This is a genomic window from Pseudosulfitobacter sp. DSM 107133, assembly GCF_022788695.1.
Lineage (GTDB): Bacteria > Pseudomonadota > Alphaproteobacteria > Rhodobacterales > Rhodobacteraceae > Pseudosulfitobacter.
The window spans coordinates 50,970-68,722 of sequence record NZ_CP085161.1 but is presented as its reverse complement, the minus strand read 5'-3'; the positions used below and the strand labels follow the sequence as shown (position 1 = coordinate 68,722).

The window sequence follows — 17,753 nt, the reverse complement described above, 5'->3', positions numbered from 1 at the left end:
ATGGCGAAGAGAAAGACAGGCTGGCCTTTCCAGGAAGGGTTTCTGAACGACGGGACGCAGAAGATTCACCTGTTCACCGATTACCGTTGGAATGATGGCTCGGTGAGCCGTCGTTGGCATGTCGATCCGGAACGCTTTGATGCCAGTCTTGCCATCGTGCGCCCGTTTTCCCTGACGCCCAGTGACAGCTCAGATCAGTAGGAAAACCACTCCGAATGGCCCAAGTTGCCCTCATAGTCGCCGTATTCGACCATGATGCTGCGGGAGTAGAAGTGCCAAAGGCCGCCACCGCTTGGGTAGGCAATCTCCTGCCCGCTTTCTGAGGTGAATGTCGCGGGCCAGGGCGTGTGGGATCCGTAGACCCGTTGGATATACCGACAGGTCCGGTTCTCGCGATCGCAAGAGCGGATCGACCAATCCCACTGACGCGGCTCGTCGCGCGGCTCGTAGGAGCGTCCGGTGAACCAGATTACGTGAGTGCGGTTCAGCCATTCGTATTCCGGCAGGTTGGTGTCGAGCTCACCCTCCCCACCTGGCCCACCAAGCTCGACCGGGACATGGGCAAAGGTGCAGACCCCGAAGGGCGGCAGGCTCGGCCAGGGCGTGATCCGACGAATCATGGTGCGATAGGCCCGCGCGCAGACCGCGCTCGGGGGGAAACCTCCCGCCATACAGAGCATGATGGCGCAGTCGATATCATAGGCCTGCGCTTTCTCAGGGGCACCAAGAGCACCAAACACCCCGATTATCGCCGCCATCATCTGACGTTTCATGCCACTCTCCCGCAAAAGTTGCGGCAACTATCGTGCAATTTGTATTTTTCTGCAATATGTCGTATTGACTCTATATGACTTTATGGCCTTAGTGTCGTGAAGTAGAAGGGCTCTCAACGGGAGAGTCCAAACATGCCGATAGCGCGCAACCAGATCCTGATCACCATCGATGGTGTCAAAGACCTCCAGGAGGAGGGCATCGCGTACCGCTGCCGGTATGAACTCGTGGGGTTCACGGACGATGGCAAGCCGCGCTACCAGTGCATCTACCTGCGCGAGGGCGAACCGGAAGCCATTCTGGTCTCGACCCGGATCACCCCACACGGGCCTGAGCCGCGGTATTTCAACATATGGCCGGGGCTCTTCAAACATCATCTCGAGTTCGGTGACGGGCGCGATCTGCGCTTTGGTCCTGACTACAGTATTACCCTCGAGGAGCGCGGCTGACGTCATCGCCTTCGGCCGCGACGGCACAGCCCGGACCTCCGGCTGGACCTTCCATGGCCAGCGCCCTGCTTGGGCTGGGTTGGACGAACCGGCTGAGGCCGAGATCGTACTTGCGTCACTAGAAGCCGCGCCGCCTTCCGGTCGCCACGATATCCTCTCCCTGATCCAAGCTACGGCAGTCCGACATGAAGGTAACCGTGCTCTACGCCAGGTTGGCCTTGAGGCGGGTGACTGGCAGGTCCTGTTCCGCGCCCTGGTCGAGGCAGAGAGCGGCTACAACCCGGCCGCCATGAGCCCGAAAGGTGCCTATGGATTGGGGCAACTGATGCCCGACACGGCGCGCGCACTCGGGGTCGATCCGCGCAATCCGTCCCAGAACCTCGATGGCGCGGCGCGCTATTTGCTCGCTCAGCTTGCCACCTTCAAGGACATCGACCTGGCGCTGGCAGCCTATAATGCCGGGCCGCACAGGGTGGTCGAGTATTCCGGCATCCCGCCTTTCACCGAGACCCGCGACTACATCGCGCGCATCCACCGGATCCGGTCCCGGCTGGCAGGCCCTCCCGCTTCAGCTCCGGACATCCGCATCGCAGACCGGATGCCCGCCCGCGCGCCGGTCCTCATCGAACTTCAGTAAAACAAGGGAATCTCGCATGCTTCGACATCGCCTCAGCCGCCTCTTGCCCGCCGCCACAACCCTGGCGGCTTTCGCAACGCCCGCTCTCGCGCAAGACTTGTCGCCGATCCAGACCATGCTGGAAACCGTCGAGGCCGCACTGACTGGTCCGATCGGTATCGCGGTCGCCACGCTCGCCGTGATCGGCACCGGCTTCATGTGTATGATGGGACGGCTGAACTGGGGCTGGTTCGCCTCGGTCATCATCGGGATCGTGCTGATCTTCTCGGCCGGCACCATCGTCGACGGCTTCTCGTGACATTCCGGCAAAATAGCGTCCTACGAGCGCCCCGAACGCGTTGTGCTTCGCAAACGCTGCCTCGGGTCCCTCTCCGGACACACAATTTCTTCTAAGCCGGAATATCACCCAATGGCAGAACGATCCCCCCTCTTTCTGGGCCTCGCCCGTCCGCCCAAGTATCTGGGTCTCCCTGTCGGATACCTCGTGGTTCTGGCGACTGGGGTCGTTCTGCCGTTCATCTGGACGAAGTCGATGGTCTTTTTCCTGATCGGGCTCGTCGCCTACCCGATCCTCTGGTTCGTCGCCGACCGAGAGCCGCATTTTTTCGAGGTGCTGCACGTCTCCTATGGCTCGGTACGCCCGACAAAGAACCGGGCCCTGCACGGAGGCGACAGCTTTGGCGCTTGATGCAGGCACACTTTCCACTCACGGAACCGCTCTGCTCCAGGCCGGCAGCGGGGAGTTCGCGCGGGAGAGCTATCTCGCCGAACACCTGCCGTATTTTGCCCTCGCCGATGACGATGTCATGGTGCTGCGCGAGGGCGATCTCTTGGCGACCCTGCGCCTTGATGGTCTGAACCCGATGACCACTGAGGACGCCCGGCTCGATGCCCTGAAACGCGCGGTCGCGGCCATCGTCGCCCAGACCGGTAACGCCTTCGGCTTCTACATTCACCGGATCTCGGTCCCGCAGGATCTCGGCATGCGCCCCATCGAGGGTGACAGCTTCGCCGCCGCGATCGACGCCCGATGGCAGGCCCATGTCAAAGACCTGCGCCCGGCAAAGCGCCAGCTCTATCTCAGTGTCATCCGGCGGCCCGATATCTCGGCCCGCATCCCGCTCCTGCGAGCACTGGCCCGCAAGGCCTGGGTCAAGGACCGCGCGACACGGATGCAGGAACTGAACGAGGTCATGGGCTTCTTCGAGGTAGCGCTCTCCTCGGCCAACCCGGTCCGGCTGACCCGCACGGGCGGTGAATGGCTGGGCTATCTCAACACGCTGAACGCAGGCAGCTTCTCCCCCATCGCCTTCGGGCAAAGCGCCCTGCCCCTCTCGCACACCCTGAGCAATTGCCGCGCCACCTTTGACGGCGGTGTCGTCACCCTGACCGATGCCGTGACCGGTCAGGTCAAATACGGCGCGCTCTTTTCCATGAAGACCTATCCGGCCCTCACGGATGTCACGCTGCTCGATGCGCTCGACCTGCCGCTCGACATCGTGCTGACGAATTCTTTCAGCCCGATCCCGAACAACATCATGGCCGAACGCATTCAACGCATCATCCGTCAGATGTATGCCTCCGACGATGCTGCCGTCTCCCTGCGTGAACAGCTCGGCCAAGCCGCCGACGATCAGGAAGCGGGCCGCATTGCCTTTGGCGATCATCACCTCTCCATCGCGGTCTATGCGCCAGACCGCGACACGCTCGAACGCGCCGCCGCCCAGATCAAACGCGTCGGCCAGGAGATCATGTCGGTGATCGTGCGCGAAAACATGGCGCTGAAAGCCACCTACTTCGCGCAATCCCCCGGCAACTTCGGCTACCGGGCGCGCAAGACGCCGATCTCCTCGATCAATTTCGCGGATTTCGCCGCCCTTCACGGAAGCGTCGAGGGGCGTGGTCCTGACCAGTCGCCCTGGGGCCAGACGATCTCGGTCCTGCCGACGGTTGGCACCTCGGGCTATCGGTTTAATTTCCACGAGACGGGTAGCCCGGGCAAGGAACCGACCGTTGGCCATACCCTGGTTCTGGGGCGCACCGGCACCGGCAAGACGCTGACCACCGCTTTCCTCGCAGCGCAGGCACAGCGGGTCGGCGCCCGGCTCTTCTTCTTCGACAAGGATCGCGGCCTCGAGATGGCGGTGCGCGCCCTCGGCGGCCGCTACAACGAAATCCGCGCAGGCGTGCCGACAGGTCTGAACCCGCTGATGACCGAGACCGACGAGCGTGGTCGCGCCTGGCTCTCGGACTGGCTCGTGACACTTCTCACACAGGGTGGCACGCTGACCGGCGAGCAGTCGCGCCATATCCAGAGCGCCGTGACCCAGAACGCCCATGCCGGGAGCGCGCTCCAAAAGTTTTCCAGCTTCGAGACCCTGTTCCAGTCGCTCGATGACGATGGCGAGTTGCAGTCCCGCGTCGCCGAATGGGCCCCCGGCGGGCGTTATGGCTGGGTTTTTGAGGCGCCGGAGCACGGGGCCGGCCTTGAATTGGCTGCTGACATCATCGGGTTCGACATGACCGAGATTCTCGACATGACGACCGAGCGCATGGCGGTGCTTTCCTACATCTTCCGCCAGATCGAACGCGTGGTCGAGGATCGCCGTCCCACCATCATCGTGCTCGACGAGGCCTGGAAGCTCCTTGACGATCCCTACTTCGGGGCGCGGCTGGAAAACTGGCTGGTCACACTTCGGAAGATGAATTGCGTCGTGATCATGATGACGCAATATCCGAGCCAGCTGCGCGACAGCCGCGTCGGCAAGACCATCGTCGAGACGGTGCCAACCCAAATCCTCTTTCCCAACGACCGCGCCACCGTCTCGGATTACGACTTCCTGCGCGTGAACGCCAAGGAGGCCGCGCTCCTCGTCCAGCCCACCATTGGCCAGCGCATCGCGCTCGTTCGCTCGGCGGGTGACAGCGTCTTCGTCGACGCCGACCTCTCCGCCTTGGGCAACCTCCTTCCCATCCTTGGCGGCGGCGCCACGGGTGAGGCGCGTGTGCCTGCCGATTGGCGCGCCAATCCCGATTTCTGGAGACATGTGATATGAGTTCAAAACCCATCCTGGCGCTTTGCGCCGCCGCTAGCCTTCTGGCCGCTTGCGAGAAATACACCGAGAAAACTTCGCCCTGCTTCGGACGCAATGGCGCGCCGCAAGTCACGCGCGCCGCCCTCTCCTTCTCGACCATGGGCGCTCCGGTCCAGCAGGCTGCAAAGTCTGACTGCATCTTTGAACACCTGCCGCGTCCGGAATGAGCCGTGCCGCGATCATATCCGCCGGGCTCTGCCTCGGCCTCAGCGCCATGCCCGCCCATGCCCAGGGGGTGCCGACGCAGGACAATTCCGCGATCGGGCGCGCCATCGCGCGGGTGACGGCATTGGCTGAAGACCTCGGCGTCCAGCAGGACAAGGATCGGACAGAGTCCACGCTGGCGGACGTGCAGGCCGGCCAGCTCCGCGTCCTCGAGGAGATGACGGCGGCCATCACCGGGCCCGGCTTCGATATCCCCGCGCTCGAGGGCAATGCGGATTTCGGCGTGGCGGCGGTCTATCCAAATACCGATGCAAGCCCCATGAACAGCCGCCTCTTCGGCGAGGGCCGCGAGACGGTAGAGATGATGATCGTCGAGGTGGCGGGCGAATTCGCGGGCGCGCCCGGTGTGGCCCGGGCCGGGCTCTCGGCCACCCAGTGGCGCTGCCTCTTCCAGGCCCTGATCAAGCAGGAAAGCCGATTCAACGTTGCCGCCGAAAGCCCGGTCGGGGCCTATGGCCTCACCCAGCTCATGCCCGGCACTGCCTCCGACCTCGGCGTCGACCGCTATGACGTGAAAGACAACCTGCGCGGCGGCGCGCGCTACATCACCACGCAGCTCAACCGGTTCGGCAATATCCCCCATGCGCTCGCAGCCTATAACGCGGGGCCCGGTCGGGTCATCGAATACGGCGGCGTGCCGCCCTTTGCCGAAACTCAGGGCTACGTGCGCAACATCTCCAAGTTCTACAACGAATACCTCGCCGTGGTGGGCGGTGCCGATGCACTCGGCACGCTCTCGCCCTCGGATTTTGCGCTGGCTGAATATGCCAGCATCTCCGAGGCCGGCGTCTATTACGCCGCGGACAGCTCCGCCACCACCGAACAGGTCATCAACCGCCTCCGCGCGATCATCCTGCAGATCGATGCGCAGCCCAATGCCAAGGCGGCCTGGGAGCTCAACACCTACGCCAAGGCCGAGATCGGCCGCATCCTCAACCTTCGCGTCCGGCTGATGGCCGCCAACCAGCAGCGCGAGGCGGCCTATGCGCAGCACCTCGTCGCCGACCGTCTGGCCGAACGCGACTTCATGCAGATGGGAGTTCCCGAATGAGACACCTTCTCCTGACCGCCGCCGCGGTCACCGCGCTCGGGCTCAGCGGGCCCGCCACGGCTCAGGGCGTGCCGACCTTCGATGGCTCGCAGCTTGGCCAACTCGTCGCCCAGCTCGAACACATGGCTGAGGATCTAAATGTCCAGATGCAGCAACTCGCCACCATGCGGCTGGAACTGGAAACCCAGCTGTCGCAGCTCACAAACCTTGAGGCGCAACTGACCTCGCTGATCGAGGGCAGCGGGTTGGGCGAGCTCTTCGCAACAGTCGAGGAATTCCGCGCGCTGCGCGGCAAGCTCGTGGCTCCTCTCAACACCGCGCAGTCCTTGGCCAGCGGCGATTTCCTCAGCGGCTTCAATCCCGGTGCGGAACTCTCGGCCTCCGTCGAGCGCGTGCTGTCGGGCAGCGGCTTCACCTCGGAGCGCCTGAGCACGCTCTCGGGATCGGATCAGCCCGCCGACAACCGCATAGCCGCCTCCGCCGGAGCCAGCGCCATGCTGTCCGTCGCGGCGCAGGAAAGCCACGAAGAGGCAGGCCAGAGCCTTGAACGGCTCGAAACCATGGTCGGGCTGATCGACGATCAGGACGGGCTGAAAGCCGCCGTCGATCTCAACACCCGCGTCACCGCCGAGCTGGGTATCATCCTGACTCAAATCTGGCGGCTGGAAGCGGCCCAGGGCGTCAGTGCCGGCCAGCTTGGCGTTGTCGATGCCGCGACCCTCGCGGATGAGCGCAAGTTCCGCTCGATGGCGGTGGATCCATGAGCACGTCGATGCGCCTCACTATCCCGGATATTCGCTTCGTTGGTTTCGCCGCGCTAGTGCTCGGTGCCCTGCCCTGTGCCGCGCTGGCCCAGACCCCGAGCACGGACCCGTCCAGCAATACGCCCTTCAGTTCGATGGCCATCGCGCGGGACGAGGGCGACGCCTGCCGTGTCCCGAAACCACCCGCCGATCTGGCCGAGACCGCTTACTTACGCAACGGCTACCGCGCGATCCTGCGCATCCTGATCGCCGAAGAGGCGCTCGCCTCGCAAAGCTGCACCTGCCTGCTGGACCAGTTCACCTGGGATCAGGCACTTGACGCTTTGCCCCGGTTCCAGACTTCGGACACCCCGCACCTGCCCTTCAAGGTGCTGGATCTCTACGCCAAGGCCGATGAGCTGGAAGCCCAAATTGCCGCAGGATGTGCGGAGTAAATGGGGGTCATTCGCGACATCCTCGGGCAGGTCGACGCCGCGGTGAACACCGTGGCGCAGGACGGCTTTGTCTCTTCCGCAGCCTCGGTCGGCAACGTCATCTCGGCGGGCGCGACACTGCTGCTCGTGCTTCTGGGAATCAACGCCGTGATGCAGCTGCGCCCCCTGCCCTTCGGCACCGGCTTTGCCTTCGGCATCAAGGTGGCACTTGTCGGGATATTCGCGCAGAGCTGGGACAATTTCAGCGTGATCTATGGCATCGTCACGCAGGTCCCCGACTCTATCGGCGCCTCCATCTTGGCCCTCACCGGGTCGGGCGACGAGGCCGGGGTTTACGCAAGCCTCGACAACATGGTCGCCCGCATCACCGCCTATGGCGACACGATCGGCGACCGCGCAGGCTGGGTTTTCGGCGCGGTCCTGGGCGCGATCTTCTTCGTCCTCTCTGCCGTCTTTGCCGCCGTCACCGCCGGGATCATCGCCTTTGCCCGCATCGTCTTCGCGCTGATGATCGTCATCGCCCCCTTCATGATCGTGACCTCGCTCTTCAAGCCCACCCAGTCGCTCTTCGAGGCCTGGACCCGCGCCACCATCGGCTATGCGCTCATGCCTGTCGCTGCCGCCGGGGCCGCGGGCATCATCGTCGCCATCGCCGAAGCGATTGGCGATGCCTCCGCCGATCCGGGCGATGTCGAAACCGTCAGCCTGATCCTACCCTTCCTCGTGATCCTGATCCTCAGCGCCGGGATCATGGCCTCGGTGCCCTACATCGCCTCCAACCTCACCGGTGTCGTGGGCATTGCGTCCAATGCCGTGGGTCTTACGGGCCTCGCGCGGCAGGGCTTCGTGAACACGCGGGAGTATGGCACGGGCGCGACCTCGCGCCTCGTCACCGGCAAGTCTCCGCACGAGCTGAACCAGATGGCCAATACAGGCGTGGTGAAGACCGGCGAGATGATCCGGCAAAGCCCTGGCGCGCTCCTCTCCGCCGCCAAGGCCTTCCGCAAACCCTGATTTGAAAGACCACTACTTTGAAGAAGACTGTGACCAGTTCCTCCGCGCCTGACCGCGACGCCTTTGAGGCGGATTTCATCTACGGGCCCAGGCGGCGCGAGCGCTTCGCCTGGTTCGTCGCCGCGGCAGGCGTGCTAGTCGGCGTGGCCGGCATGGTCGCGGGCGCGAGCCTCTTTCCGCTCAAATCCACCGAGACCTTCGTTGTCGTGGTCGACAAGGAAACCGGCGAGATGGACCGGGTCGCCGCGGTCCAAGCGCTGACCCTTTCCGAGAGCGACGCCATCATCCAGGCCAATCTCGTGGCCTATGTCGACGATCGCGAGACCTACGACCTGACCGATGGCGAGCAACGCATCAACTCGGTGCTCGACCGCTCGGATGGTGACGCCGCCCGCACGCTGCGCGATCTCTGGTCCTCCACCAACGAGGACTACCCGATCACCGTCTATGGGCGCGATGCCAAGATCGAGGTGGTGATCAAGTCCGTGAACCAGATCGAGCGCGGCGTGGCCCAGGTCCGCTTCACCCGCACGCTCCGCCGTCCCCGCGACACCCGCACCGTCACCCGGTCCTATGTCGCCACTGTCGGCTACGACTTCCAACCCGAAACCCGCCAGCGCCTTCAGGACGTCTGGGCCAACCCCTTGGGCTTCGTGGTGACCTCCTACCGCGTCGACGCCGAGACCCTGGAGAACTGACCAACATGAAATCCCTGCCCGCGCTCCTCCTGGCGCTTGCCCTTCCTGTTGCCGCACTCGCCGAGGCCACGCCGCAAGGCGGCCCGCTCGATATCCGCATTCGCACCGCCGTCTATAACGAGAACCAGGTCTACCGGATCGAAACGGATCTTCGGCATTCGACCACGATCCATTTCGGGACGGGCGAGCGGTTTGAAGCAGTGATTGTCGGCGACACCGAAAGCTTTCAGGTCGATCCGATCCCCGAGCTTGGCAATGTACTGACCATCAAACCGCATGTTGCGCAGACCTCGACCAACATGACGGTGATCACCAACCGCCGCACCTATTCCTTCCACCTGCGCGAAGGCTCGATCCCGAACCGCACAGGCATGTTCTTCGAGGTGCGCTTCCGCTACCCCGATGAGGAACGCCGTGCGGCGGGTGCCACCCAACCGAAGGGGTTCGAGGCACCTCGCAACTACAACTACCGCGTCTCCGGCGAAGGGGATTTCCGCCCCAGCCATATCTACGACGACGGGCGCTACACGTATTTCGTCTTCCCGGAAAACGGTCGCCAGCCCGCCCTCTTCAAGGCCGATGACCAAGGCCGCGAGCGCACAGTCAACTGGACCCAGCAAGGCAACACCGTTCGCGTTCTCGGGGTGAACACCTATTGGACGCTGCGCATCGGCGACGAGGCGATCTGCGCCTGGCGCGACGAGAGCGCGATCTATGTGAGCAACTGACCATGGCCGATCAAACCCCTCCCGACCTTCAGAACCGTCTCGACCAGTTCAGCCAGCGCGGCAAATCGAAACGCCGGGGCAACAGCCTCGGGGTCGGTGCCCTCGCCGCCGCCCTCGCCCTTGGCGGGGCCGGGGTCGCGTATTTCCTGGCCACCGGCCTGCAGGAGGGCGACAGCGCACTCGAGACCTCCGATGTTGAAACCTTCCAGGACCGCCGCCCCGGCACCGGTGGGCGGCTGGAGTTTCCACCCGATGAGACCGAACAACGGGTCAATGACGCGCTGATCGCCGTCGAAGAAGCGCTTGATGTGCCCGCCGCCCCTGCCCCCGAGCCGAGCGCCGAGGTGCTGGCCGAGATCGCCAAGCTCCGCGAGGCCCTTGCCGCCAGCCAGGCCGCCCGCAACTCGGAAATCCAGTCCGCCGTTGCCGACCTGCGCGAGGCCTTCGATGAGCAGAAGGCGGCCTTGGAAGCACTTATAGCGGAGAAGGAGGCAGAGCTTGCCAACCTGCAGCGCCAGACCGAGGCCCGCATCGAAGGTCTGCAGGCCATGCTCGATGCCGAACGGGCGCAGCGCGAGGGGCTCGAGGCTGAGCTCGATCGCGAGGGGCTGATCGCCGATCAGCGCCTACTCGAAGAACGCCGTCGTCAGGAAGAGGAACAGCGCCAGCGCGAGGCCGAGCGGGTCGCCGAGGAGCTTCTGACCGCGCAGATCAAATCCCCCGCCGTGGTCTATGCCGACGGTCCGCGCGGCGGCCAAAGTGGCGCGGCGGTGGCCGATCCTGCTGCCGCAGGCACCGAGGGGCCGGTCCTCTCGGGCAATGAGGCGTTCCTGCAGAGTGCGCGACCGCTCGAAGTGCAGGAGGCCACCCGCCTCACCCACCCCGAACGCACGTTGACCCAAGGGTCCGTCATCCAGGCCGCGCTCCAGACCGCCATCAACAGCGACCTGCCGGGCTCCGTTGTGGCGGTTGTCTCCGAACCGGTCCCGGCGTTTTCCGGGGACCGGATCCTGATCCCCCGGGGCTCCCGCCTTTTTGGCCAATACCGCTCTGGCATCGAGATGCACCAGAAACGCATCCTCATTCTCTGGACCCGCGTCCTGACACCGGACGGAACCTCAATGGAAATCGCCGCTGTTGGCGGGGACCAGCTTGGCCGGTCGGGCCTCACCGGCCTCGTCGACACCAAGTTCGCCGAGCGCTTCGGAGGTGCGGCGCTGATTTCCGTGATCGGGGCGGCACCGGCCGTGGCAGCCGAGAGCGCCAACAATGAAACCACCAGCATCGTTCTGGGCGATGTCGGCAGCGACCTGCAGGATGCCGTCGGCTCGGTCATCGCCGACCAGGTGTCGATCGCGCCGACGATCTATGTCGATCAGGGAGCCTCGGTCACCGTGCTCGTCGACCGGGATGTGGTGATTTATTGATGGATCAGGCATCGCCAGCCTCATATCTCGAGCGCTATCTCGACCCGTTCCGCGACCTCTTGCGACGCGATGACGTGGTCGAGATCGCGATCAACCCGGACGGCAAGGTCTGGCTTGAGGTCGCAGGCGACGCCACCATGCGCCACGAAGGTCAGACCGTGGATCGGACCACAGCCCTCAACATGGCCCAGACCATCGTCGGCGATGCCAAGGCCCGCGTTTCTGAAAAGAACCCCCTCGTCTCCGGCAAGGTAGAATATGCAGGCCGTCCGCTTCGGGTCCAGGTCGCCGTACCGCCCGCCATCGATCGCGGTGCCTCGATCACCATCCGTCTCTTCGCCTCGGGCAGCGTCCGGGACTACGCCCCGGCCTATCTCTTCGGCAAGGCCGTGTCGCTGGACGCGCTCCGCGCCGAGAAAATGAAGAACATCGCCAGTCTGGCAGATGAGAACCTCGAAGCCGCGTTGCAGACCCTGGTCGAGGGGCGGCTCAACGTCCTGATCAGCGGTGGGACCTCGACCGGCAAAACCACTTTCGCCCGCCACCTTCTGACTCATGTCAGCGAACGCGAACGGCTGATCACCATCGAAGACGCCTTCGAGCTCTTCCCCGGTCAACCCAACACCGTCGCCCTCTTGGCCGACCGCGGTTCCGGCTCGCAACGTAGCGCCAACGCCCTTCTCCAGGCCTCCCTCCGAATGCGACCCGACCGGATCATCGTTGGCGAACTGCGCGGGGCCGAGGCCCTGACCTATCTCGAAGCCATCAACACCGGCCATGGCGGGTCGGTCTCTACAATCCACGCTGAAACCGCAGAACTCGCCATCGACCGGCTTGCGATCATGGTGCTGCAGGCTGGCACACCGCTGACCTTCGCCGAAGTGCGCGAATACATCCGGAAATCCATCGATGTGATCGTGCAGCTCGGCCGCGCCGAGGGCAAGCGAGGGATTACGGAGTTCTATCTGCCGGGGTCGTAAGCCCCTCGGCACAAAGGGTCGGAAGCTGCCGTTCGCGGCTGGAGCGAAGGCTCCAATGGTCAATTGCAGGAGCGGACTTTGATCGGCAGACACAGTTGCAGCGGGCTGGCTCCTACGCCCACGTGGGAGTGGCATTTCGTCGTGGCGAAGGGCTAGTATCGTGCAAGTCTTCGGTTGATTTCTTTTTGTGGAAGTCTGCATCTCGGATGGTCACGAACGGCCTCCAAACCCGCTTTTAGCGCGCTTGTCGCACAAACCATGTGTTTTTCCATTTCGTCAAACACCCACAACACACCGTGCATCGAGAGCTTTTGACTCTCTGCTTCTGCCCTAAGCGCACCATCGCCGGTTAGTAGTACCCAATTCCGTTCCACCGCTAAACAGAACGCAAAAACATCTGGCGTCGATAGCATTGCTTTCGCCCGTTTCAGTTCTGTTGCACGTGCGGTTTCTTGTGGAGTGAGTTGTTCGACCTTCAATCCAAGATCGAGCAAATCAGGGCCCAACCAATCGAGGAGTTCCGATTCATACAGAATATCTGGGACCACAAATTCATAAGGCAGGTCAAAAAGCCTCGCGGTCAGCGAGGCTCTTTCGATGTCAATCAAGACAGAGGTATCGGAAACAAGAACTTGCACATAACTACTATGACATGTGGTTCAACCGTTCTTCCAGCTCTTTTACTCGTATTTCGAGAAGTTCTGCCGCGCGAGACAACCCAATCAACCCTTCGGAGAGGGCACGAAAACACAGCCTCTGAAAGCGGTCAGGCTCTTCTCGTTCCCAAGGAATGGAATTCGGCTCCTCGAACGGCTCATCGCGCCAACCCCGTTGCTTATAGACCTTGAACAGGCGCGCAAATGTTGCCTGGTTGATGATGTCCAAATCCTTGCATCGATACGTCAGCGCTTGAATGCTGACGCCAAACCGATCCTTTAGACTAATGAGCTCACCAATGCTTATGTCCGTTCTGCGGGCACCGATCTCCTGCCGTAGCACTTCTGCCGGAACGAGAAATGCACCAGCAAATCGATTTGCGGCGCGTTCTGAATCACATCCTTCAGCGACCTTAAGAACCATGTGGCCCAGTTCGTGAGCTAAACTGAAGCGCTTCCGTTCAGACCAGGTCTTCTTCTTGATCATAATCACCCGCGCAGAGTGATGCTCTTTTCGACGGACTTTGGCCGCAAGGCCATCAATCCGATCAACGTCCAAAGACAACACCTTGATCCCGTGCTCCTCGAGGAGTTCAGCAAGCATTGGGATCGGATCGTGACCCAGCTGCCAGGAAGCACGCATGTTGCGAGCCGCGTCTTCGGCATCACGAACATCGGCCACCCAGTAGGGCGCTTCGTGTGGGGCATCCCATTCCTGGCTCGAAAGATTCAGCAAGCTTTCGATGGCGAGGTACTTTTCAACCATATTGAGCGTCTTGGCTTCGATCGTCGCGATCTCCTTGGCTGACGAGCTGGCTGACTTGCGAAACTCCACGCCCTCCAACTCAAGCTCGTCATCGCTCAGCAGGAAATCCACAGAGACCTCGAGTGCTCGGGCAAGACCTAGCAGCACGCCCGATCCGGGCATGTCTTCATTGCGCTCGTACTTGCCTATGGCTTGAGCGGACACCTTTTTCTCCATGGCATCGGAAAGTGCACGGAGCGAGAGGCCAGATGCTGCCCGGGCTCCTTTGAGTCGCTTGCCAATCATAACGTCCTCCCAGTGGGTGGTTTACATTTCACCCATATGATTGATATTTTGTAAACTACAATGCTTGAAAGCGCGGCTTTTTGTCCCTAACTTGTAACAGCAAGCCGAAAGAAAGGCAAATTTGTAAACCGCCAAGTCGCTTCACGAGGCGCTAAACAGGCAAAGAAAAGAGGAAGTAGCCATGAACGCACCGTTTGCGGGCGACCTACCTAGAGGAATTCAGAAGATCACGGCACTGCCGGACCCCGGTCTGGCAGAACTCTGGGACTCGATCATCGTCGAAGCCGAGATAAAGGAGCGCCTGCTCTCTCAGGCGGTGCTGAATTTCACAATGCGACCAAAGATGAGCCGAGCCGTGTTGCCACTCCATGGCGTCCTCCTGTTGGTTGGCGCACCCGGAACGGGCAAAACGTCGCTCGCGCGAGGGTTGGCCAACCGAACAGCAGCGGCTTTCAAGGGGGGGAACTTCCAACTGGTCGAGGTTGAAGCGCATGGCTTGACGAGTTCCGCCATGGGGAAAACGCAGCGAGCGGTTACTGACCTCTTCGCGCAAACACTTTCAGAACTTGCCAATGCAGGCCCGACGATTGTCCTGCTAGATGAAGTGGAAACCCTTGCGGTGGACCGCTCTAGGCTAAGCCTCGATGCCAACCCTGTCGACATTCATCGAGCCACGGACGCCGTTCTGGTACAGCTCGACCTGCTGGCAGAATCTCACAAGAACCTGCTGTTTGTGGCAACCAGCAACTACCCGGAAGCGGTGGACGATGCCTTCGTTTCCCGATGCGATCTGGTGCTTGAAGTGCCTCTTCCCGGAAAGGAAGCCTGCAAGACGATTTTGCGGGAATGCCTGTTGGGGCTAAGCAGCACGTATCCTGAGATAGAAGAGCTGACCAGCGACCGTGGTTTCGACACCTGTGCTGGCGAATTCGTCGGCCTCGACGGCAGGACAATCCGAAAGACCGTCGCAAACGCGCTCGCCTCTAACACTCAGGTGGCACTGAACCCCGGCTCAGTAACACTGCCCCAGTTAGCTGCTGCCGCAAAATCAGCCCAAACCAACAAAAGAGCGAATCGGGGGAAGTGATGATAACTGTAGCCCGCAGAACATTCCGAAGCTCTCCGCATCGCGACGCATTGGCAACATGGGCCGCCATCAGCGACTTGCTCACCCGTACAAATACCGGAGCGCAGCAAGAACTCAGCAGTGTCGCTGGCATTGCAAGCAGCATAATCGCGGACAAAGCCTGCGAAAACTCACCAATCATTGTCAGCTGTGAAGGGCCGCAGACGCGCATCTACTGTCTTTACGATGACGATGCGATCGACGGGTCGGACGCGAACGAAGACGTGCTCGGGTTTGACCCGCTGAAAGGTGATTGGTCGATTTCACTGCCATGTGAACCCGATGATCTCGGTTGGGTCCAATCTGCGCTGCAACAGAAGAGCAACCGCATCACAGCACGCGACAGAACCGAAACCAAAAAGCAAGACACAGCGAACAACTCGCAAGGTGCTACGCTCGAAATTGATCTCGAGGGGTTGTTGAAACCATGACAACAGTCATCACGTATTCCCGCACCCAGTCTGTCACCTATGTGGCCGATAACATCCTCAAGAGCCTCAAAGACATTATCCGTCTGAGTGGCATGGATCCAACAAATTTCGTGAACGACACGGAAATCAACATGCGCGGAATCAAGGCATGGTTGGAGAGCGAAGACCTCGAGAAGATCACACTCGAGATATACGATCCGGCAACCAATGGACTAATCCTGCGTTGGGATATCGACGTGAACTACAGTTGGTCTGCTGGAGATGGAAACTTCTGGACGGACACCGATCAACTTCGTTGGGCAATTCGCAAAGCGGGAGTTGCGCCGGCAAGCGCCAAGTATGACCTCCTGCTACGTACAAAGCCTGGACGACCTGATGTCCCGGGTTGGCACCGGACCACCGCCCGATCTACAGACGGTATGGTTCGCCAAAGCCTTGGCTCCACCATCGAACACAACGGTCTGGGAGCGACGGCAGCGTATTGGAGGCAGGCATCATGATTTCACTCCCGGACGCATTCAAAAAGTTCAAGAGCCGAATGGAGTTGAACGAAAGAGAGCAGCAGAACGCATCCAAGCGGCAGAAGGAAGTTCGCGAGCATCTGGATAAGGCCTTTCAGATCGACCGTAGCTTTTTGACAGGAAGCTACGCCCGCTGGACCAAGTCCAAACCACTCAAGGATGTCGATATCTTCTTCGTTCTTGGAAAGGACGAGGACCACTATCGAGACAAACATCCTGACAAGATACTGACCGCATTCTACGATACGTTGGTTGACGTTTATGGAAGCAGCGCCGTCAAAAAACAGGGACGCTCTGTGGGTGTGGACTTTGGTGTCGTCGTCGATTCCGACGACAACACAGATTACCGGGTTGTAAGCGTGGATGCAGTGCCCGCATTTGCAAAGGGCGACGACTACGAGATCCCGAACAACACAACCGGGAAGTGGATGGGAACAAATCCCGAAATCCATGCACAGAAGGCTGTTTCGGCCCACCAAGCTTATGGCAATGAGTGGAAGGGCCTGGTGCGCATGGTGAAGTACTGGAACCAAAACAGCCGCCACGGAGAAAAACCTATCAAGCCATCCTTTCTGATCGAGGTCATGGCGATGGAATGCCTCCATGGTGGATGGGGTGGTTCACATGACCGCGAAATCCAAGCGTTCTTCGCTACGCTACGCGACCGAATTCACGAGGATTGGCCAGATCCGGCCGGGCTCGGGTCTCCTGTTAGCGATCGAATGGACGCAGCGATGGTGAAGCGCGCCCAGACAATTCTGGATCAGGCAAACCGCGACATCGCTGCCGCAATTCACTTGGCGCGCCAGGGCAAGAACGGAGACGCCCTGAAAGCGTGGCGCGCTTTCTTCGGACCAAAATTTCCGCTGTCTTAGAAAGAAGAAACAATGGCTGAATGGTCGCTATCACAACTTCTATCATCGTTGCACGAGGATATTCAGCATCGGCTGTCAACGGCGCGGAAGTCGTTCAAGCATCCCGGTACAAAAGGGGACGCAAGCGAAGCGATTTGGATCGATATGCTCGCACAGTACATCCCTGAGAGATATCAGGTTGCAAGTGCTCATGTCGTCGATAGCCGGGGAAATTTTAGCGATCAAATTGATGCCGTGATCTTTGACCGTCAATATTCGCCCTTCATTTTCACCTACGAAGAACAGCTCATAGTTCCAGCAGAAAGTGTATACGCTGTTTTTGAGGCCAAGCAGACGGCAGATGCCGGTCTGGTGAGATACGCGCAAGACAAGGTGGCTTCAGTCCGAAATTTGCATCGGACCAGCCTACCAATCCCTCATGCTGGTGGGGTTTATCCGCCAAAACAGCTCATTCCCATCATTGGTGGGCTTCTTACTTTTGAGAGCGAATGGAAACCTCCCCTCGGTGCATCGTTCGAAAAGATCCTCAACGAAGGCGAAGATGATAGGAGGTTGGACATCGGATGCGTTGCCTCTCACGGGCATTTCCTGTTCGCCGAGGATGGGCGATATAACCTTGTTGAGGGGTCAAAACCGGCAACGGCTTTCTTATTTGCACTGATCTCACGGCTCCAGTTCAGCGGCACTGTGCCAATGATCGATATCGATGCCTACGGCGATTGGCTGACCAAGTAGCTGTCGCCAAAGTCCGCTTCGGCTTTTTGCTTCGCGGCGGCACCAACAGCTATCGATTGGCGGTTAAGGGACTTTGACTGTACTT

General features: G+C 61.0%; 23 protein-coding genes. 20 read left to right on the top strand and 3 right to left on the bottom strand.

All coding sequences use genetic code 11. The features are described 5' to 3' along the window. Positions 1–201, top strand: coding sequence for a hypothetical protein (locus DSM107133_RS24290; protein ID WP_009804208.1), 201 nt, complete (start codon positions 1–3; stop codon positions 199–201). Here the strand turns inward: DSM107133_RS24290 and DSM107133_RS24285 are convergent. Continuing rightward, positions 195–773 carry a hypothetical protein gene (locus DSM107133_RS24285; RefSeq protein ID WP_114295283.1) on the bottom strand — a complete coding sequence of 193 codons (579 nt, stop codon included), beginning with the start codon at positions 771–773 and terminating at the stop codon, positions 195–197. The genes DSM107133_RS24290 and DSM107133_RS24285 overlap by 7 nt on opposite strands. A 132-nt stretch (positions 774–905) precedes the next feature. Here DSM107133_RS24285 and DSM107133_RS24280 point away from each other — a divergent pair, with 132 nt between their 5' ends. From DSM107133_RS24280 to DSM107133_RS24215, 14 genes are all read left to right on the top strand, one after another. After that, positions 906–1,220: a hypothetical protein gene (locus DSM107133_RS24280; protein WP_037930998.1), complete on the top strand. Its 315-nt coding sequence runs from the start codon at positions 906–908 to the stop codon at positions 1,218–1,220. 79 nt (positions 1,221–1,299) lie between these two features. Then, entirely contained in the window at positions 1,300–1,857 is a 558-nt protein-coding gene (locus tag DSM107133_RS24275; protein ID WP_037931001.1) for a lytic transglycosylase domain-containing protein, read from the top strand. A gap of 16 nt (positions 1,858–1,873) precedes the next feature. After that, complete coding sequence (locus tag DSM107133_RS24270) at positions 1,874–2,155, top strand: TrbC/VirB2 family protein (protein ID WP_009574106.1); 282 nt, start codon at positions 1,874–1,876, stop codon at positions 2,153–2,155. Positions 2,156–2,266: 111 nt separating this feature from the next. Beyond that, positions 2,267–2,545 (top strand): VirB3 family type IV secretion system protein, encoded by a 279-nt coding sequence (locus DSM107133_RS24265; RefSeq protein ID WP_037931006.1) that lies wholly within the window; start codon positions 2,267–2,269, stop codon positions 2,543–2,545. Further along, the gene (locus tag DSM107133_RS24260) at positions 2,484–4,913 is read left to right on the top strand and encodes a type IV secretion system protein B4 (protein WP_233501450.1); all 2,430 of its coding nucleotides are present in this window, start codon (positions 2,484–2,486) and stop codon (positions 4,911–4,913) included. The genes DSM107133_RS24265 and DSM107133_RS24260 overlap by 62 nt, the downstream gene beginning before the upstream one ends. Further along, the gene (locus tag DSM107133_RS24255) at positions 4,910–5,119 is read left to right on the top strand and encodes a hypothetical protein (protein WP_082894842.1); all 210 of its coding nucleotides are present in this window, start codon (positions 4,910–4,912) and stop codon (positions 5,117–5,119) included. Before DSM107133_RS24260 ends, DSM107133_RS24255 begins: the two co-directional genes overlap by 4 nt. After that, the gene (locus DSM107133_RS24250) at positions 5,116–6,228 is read left to right on the top strand and encodes a transglycosylase SLT domain-containing protein (protein ID WP_114295284.1); all 1,113 of its coding nucleotides are present in this window, start codon (positions 5,116–5,118) and stop codon (positions 6,226–6,228) included. The genes DSM107133_RS24255 and DSM107133_RS24250 overlap by 4 nt, the downstream gene beginning before the upstream one ends. Further along, positions 6,225–6,992: a type IV secretion system protein gene (locus tag DSM107133_RS24245; RefSeq protein WP_064225010.1), complete on the top strand. Its 768-nt coding sequence runs from the start codon at positions 6,225–6,227 to the stop codon at positions 6,990–6,992. Before DSM107133_RS24250 ends, DSM107133_RS24245 begins: the two co-directional genes overlap by 4 nt. A gap of 8 nt (positions 6,993–7,000) precedes the next feature. Continuing rightward, the gene (locus DSM107133_RS24240) at positions 7,001–7,426 is read left to right on the top strand and encodes a hypothetical protein (protein ID WP_233501452.1); all 426 of its coding nucleotides are present in this window, start codon (positions 7,001–7,003) and stop codon (positions 7,424–7,426) included. Then, a complete protein-coding gene (locus DSM107133_RS24235; protein WP_064225011.1) occupies positions 7,427–8,440 on the top strand; it encodes a type IV secretion system protein in 1,014 nt (337 codons plus the stop codon). It abuts the gene before it with no gap. 17 nt (positions 8,441–8,457) lie between these two features. Continuing rightward, the gene (locus tag DSM107133_RS24230) at positions 8,458–9,138 is read left to right on the top strand and encodes a type IV secretion system protein (protein WP_064225012.1); all 681 of its coding nucleotides are present in this window, start codon (positions 8,458–8,460) and stop codon (positions 9,136–9,138) included. Positions 9,139–9,143: 5 nt separating this feature from the next. Then, positions 9,144–9,866: a TrbG/VirB9 family P-type conjugative transfer protein gene (locus DSM107133_RS24225; protein ID WP_064225013.1), complete on the top strand. Its 723-nt coding sequence runs from the start codon at positions 9,144–9,146 to the stop codon at positions 9,864–9,866. 2 nt (positions 9,867–9,868) lie between these two features. Continuing rightward, positions 9,869–11,293 carry a TrbI/VirB10 family protein gene (locus DSM107133_RS24220; protein ID WP_064225014.1) on the top strand — a complete coding sequence of 475 codons (1,425 nt, stop codon included), beginning with the start codon at positions 9,869–9,871 and terminating at the stop codon, positions 11,291–11,293. Further along, positions 11,293–12,273 carry an ATPase, T2SS/T4P/T4SS family gene (locus tag DSM107133_RS24215; RefSeq protein ID WP_064225015.1) on the top strand — a complete coding sequence of 327 codons (981 nt, stop codon included), beginning with the start codon at positions 11,293–11,295 and terminating at the stop codon, positions 12,271–12,273. Before DSM107133_RS24220 ends, DSM107133_RS24215 begins: the two co-directional genes overlap by 1 nt. 152 nt (positions 12,274–12,425) lie before the next feature. On the opposite strand, the gene DSM107133_RS24210 is transcribed toward DSM107133_RS24215, so the two are convergent. Both DSM107133_RS24210 and DSM107133_RS24205 read right to left on the bottom strand, forming a co-directional pair. Further along, positions 12,426–12,881, bottom strand: coding sequence for a hypothetical protein (locus tag DSM107133_RS24210; RefSeq protein WP_229737798.1), 456 nt, complete (start codon positions 12,879–12,881; stop codon positions 12,426–12,428). Between the two features lie 37 nt (positions 12,882–12,918). Then, a complete protein-coding gene (locus DSM107133_RS24205) occupies positions 12,919–13,980 on the bottom strand; it encodes an XRE family transcriptional regulator (RefSeq protein ID WP_064225017.1) in 1,062 nt (353 codons plus the stop codon). Between the two features lie 181 nt (positions 13,981–14,161). On the opposite strand from DSM107133_RS24205, the gene DSM107133_RS24200 reads away from it, so the two are divergent. Genes DSM107133_RS24200 through DSM107133_RS24180 form a run of 5 tightly spaced genes read left to right on the top strand, consistent with a single transcriptional unit; the run spans position 14,162 to position 17,668 of the window. Continuing rightward, positions 14,162–15,067: an AAA family ATPase gene (locus DSM107133_RS24200; protein ID WP_064225018.1), complete on the top strand. Its 906-nt coding sequence runs from the start codon at positions 14,162–14,164 to the stop codon at positions 15,065–15,067. Next, complete coding sequence (locus DSM107133_RS24195) at positions 15,067–15,537, top strand: hypothetical protein (RefSeq protein WP_064225019.1); 471 nt, start codon at positions 15,067–15,069, stop codon at positions 15,535–15,537. The genes DSM107133_RS24200 and DSM107133_RS24195 overlap by 1 nt, the downstream gene beginning before the upstream one ends. Beyond that, positions 15,534–16,037: a hypothetical protein gene (locus DSM107133_RS24190; RefSeq protein WP_064225020.1), complete on the top strand. Its 504-nt coding sequence runs from the start codon at positions 15,534–15,536 to the stop codon at positions 16,035–16,037. Before DSM107133_RS24195 ends, DSM107133_RS24190 begins: the two co-directional genes overlap by 4 nt. Next, complete coding sequence (locus tag DSM107133_RS24185; RefSeq protein ID WP_064225021.1) at positions 16,034–16,933, top strand: CBASS oligonucleotide cyclase; 900 nt, start codon at positions 16,034–16,036, stop codon at positions 16,931–16,933. The genes DSM107133_RS24190 and DSM107133_RS24185 overlap by 4 nt, the downstream gene beginning before the upstream one ends. 12 nt (positions 16,934–16,945) lie before the next feature. Continuing rightward, positions 16,946–17,668: a DUF6602 domain-containing protein gene (locus DSM107133_RS24180; RefSeq protein WP_064225022.1), complete on the top strand. Its 723-nt coding sequence runs from the start codon at positions 16,946–16,948 to the stop codon at positions 17,666–17,668. The last annotated feature ends 85 nt before the right edge of the window (positions 17,669–17,753 follow it).

Coding starts and splice junctions, on each gene's coding strand:
- DSM107133_RS24290 (WP_009804208.1), top strand. CDS start 1: ATGGCGAAGAGAAAGACAGGCTGGCCTTTCCAGGAAGGGTTTCTGAAC.
- DSM107133_RS24285 (WP_114295283.1), bottom strand. CDS start 773: ATGAAACGTCAGATGATGGCGGCGATAATCGGGGTGTTTGGTGCTCTT.
- DSM107133_RS24280 (WP_037930998.1), top strand. CDS start 906: ATGCCGATAGCGCGCAACCAGATCCTGATCACCATCGATGGTGTCAAA.
- DSM107133_RS24270 (WP_009574106.1), top strand. CDS start 1,874: ATGCTTCGACATCGCCTCAGCCGCCTCTTGCCCGCCGCCACAACCCTG.
- DSM107133_RS24265 (WP_037931006.1), top strand. CDS start 2,267: ATGGCAGAACGATCCCCCCTCTTTCTGGGCCTCGCCCGTCCGCCCAAG.
- DSM107133_RS24260 (WP_233501450.1), top strand. CDS start 2,484: ATGGCTCGGTACGCCCGACAAAGAACCGGGCCCTGCACGGAGGCGACA.
- DSM107133_RS24255 (WP_082894842.1), top strand. CDS start 4,910: ATGAGTTCAAAACCCATCCTGGCGCTTTGCGCCGCCGCTAGCCTTCTG.
- DSM107133_RS24250 (WP_114295284.1), top strand. CDS start 5,116: ATGAGCCGTGCCGCGATCATATCCGCCGGGCTCTGCCTCGGCCTCAGC.
- DSM107133_RS24245 (WP_064225010.1), top strand. CDS start 6,225: ATGAGACACCTTCTCCTGACCGCCGCCGCGGTCACCGCGCTCGGGCTC.
- DSM107133_RS24240 (WP_233501452.1), top strand. CDS start 7,001: ATGCGCCTCACTATCCCGGATATTCGCTTCGTTGGTTTCGCCGCGCTA.
- DSM107133_RS24235 (WP_064225011.1), top strand. CDS start 7,427: ATGGGGGTCATTCGCGACATCCTCGGGCAGGTCGACGCCGCGGTGAAC.
- DSM107133_RS24225 (WP_064225013.1), top strand. CDS start 9,144: ATGAAATCCCTGCCCGCGCTCCTCCTGGCGCTTGCCCTTCCTGTTGCC.
- DSM107133_RS24220 (WP_064225014.1), top strand. CDS start 9,869: ATGGCCGATCAAACCCCTCCCGACCTTCAGAACCGTCTCGACCAGTTC.
- DSM107133_RS24215 (WP_064225015.1), top strand. CDS start 11,293: ATGGATCAGGCATCGCCAGCCTCATATCTCGAGCGCTATCTCGACCCG.
- DSM107133_RS24205 (WP_064225017.1), bottom strand. CDS start 13,980: ATGATTGGCAAGCGACTCAAAGGAGCCCGGGCAGCATCTGGCCTCTCG.
- DSM107133_RS24200 (WP_064225018.1), top strand. CDS start 14,162: ATGAACGCACCGTTTGCGGGCGACCTACCTAGAGGAATTCAGAAGATC.
- DSM107133_RS24195 (WP_064225019.1), top strand. CDS start 15,067: ATGATAACTGTAGCCCGCAGAACATTCCGAAGCTCTCCGCATCGCGAC.
- DSM107133_RS24190 (WP_064225020.1), top strand. CDS start 15,534: ATGACAACAGTCATCACGTATTCCCGCACCCAGTCTGTCACCTATGTG.
- DSM107133_RS24185 (WP_064225021.1), top strand. CDS start 16,034: ATGATTTCACTCCCGGACGCATTCAAAAAGTTCAAGAGCCGAATGGAG.
- DSM107133_RS24180 (WP_064225022.1), top strand. CDS start 16,946: ATGGCTGAATGGTCGCTATCACAACTTCTATCATCGTTGCACGAGGAT.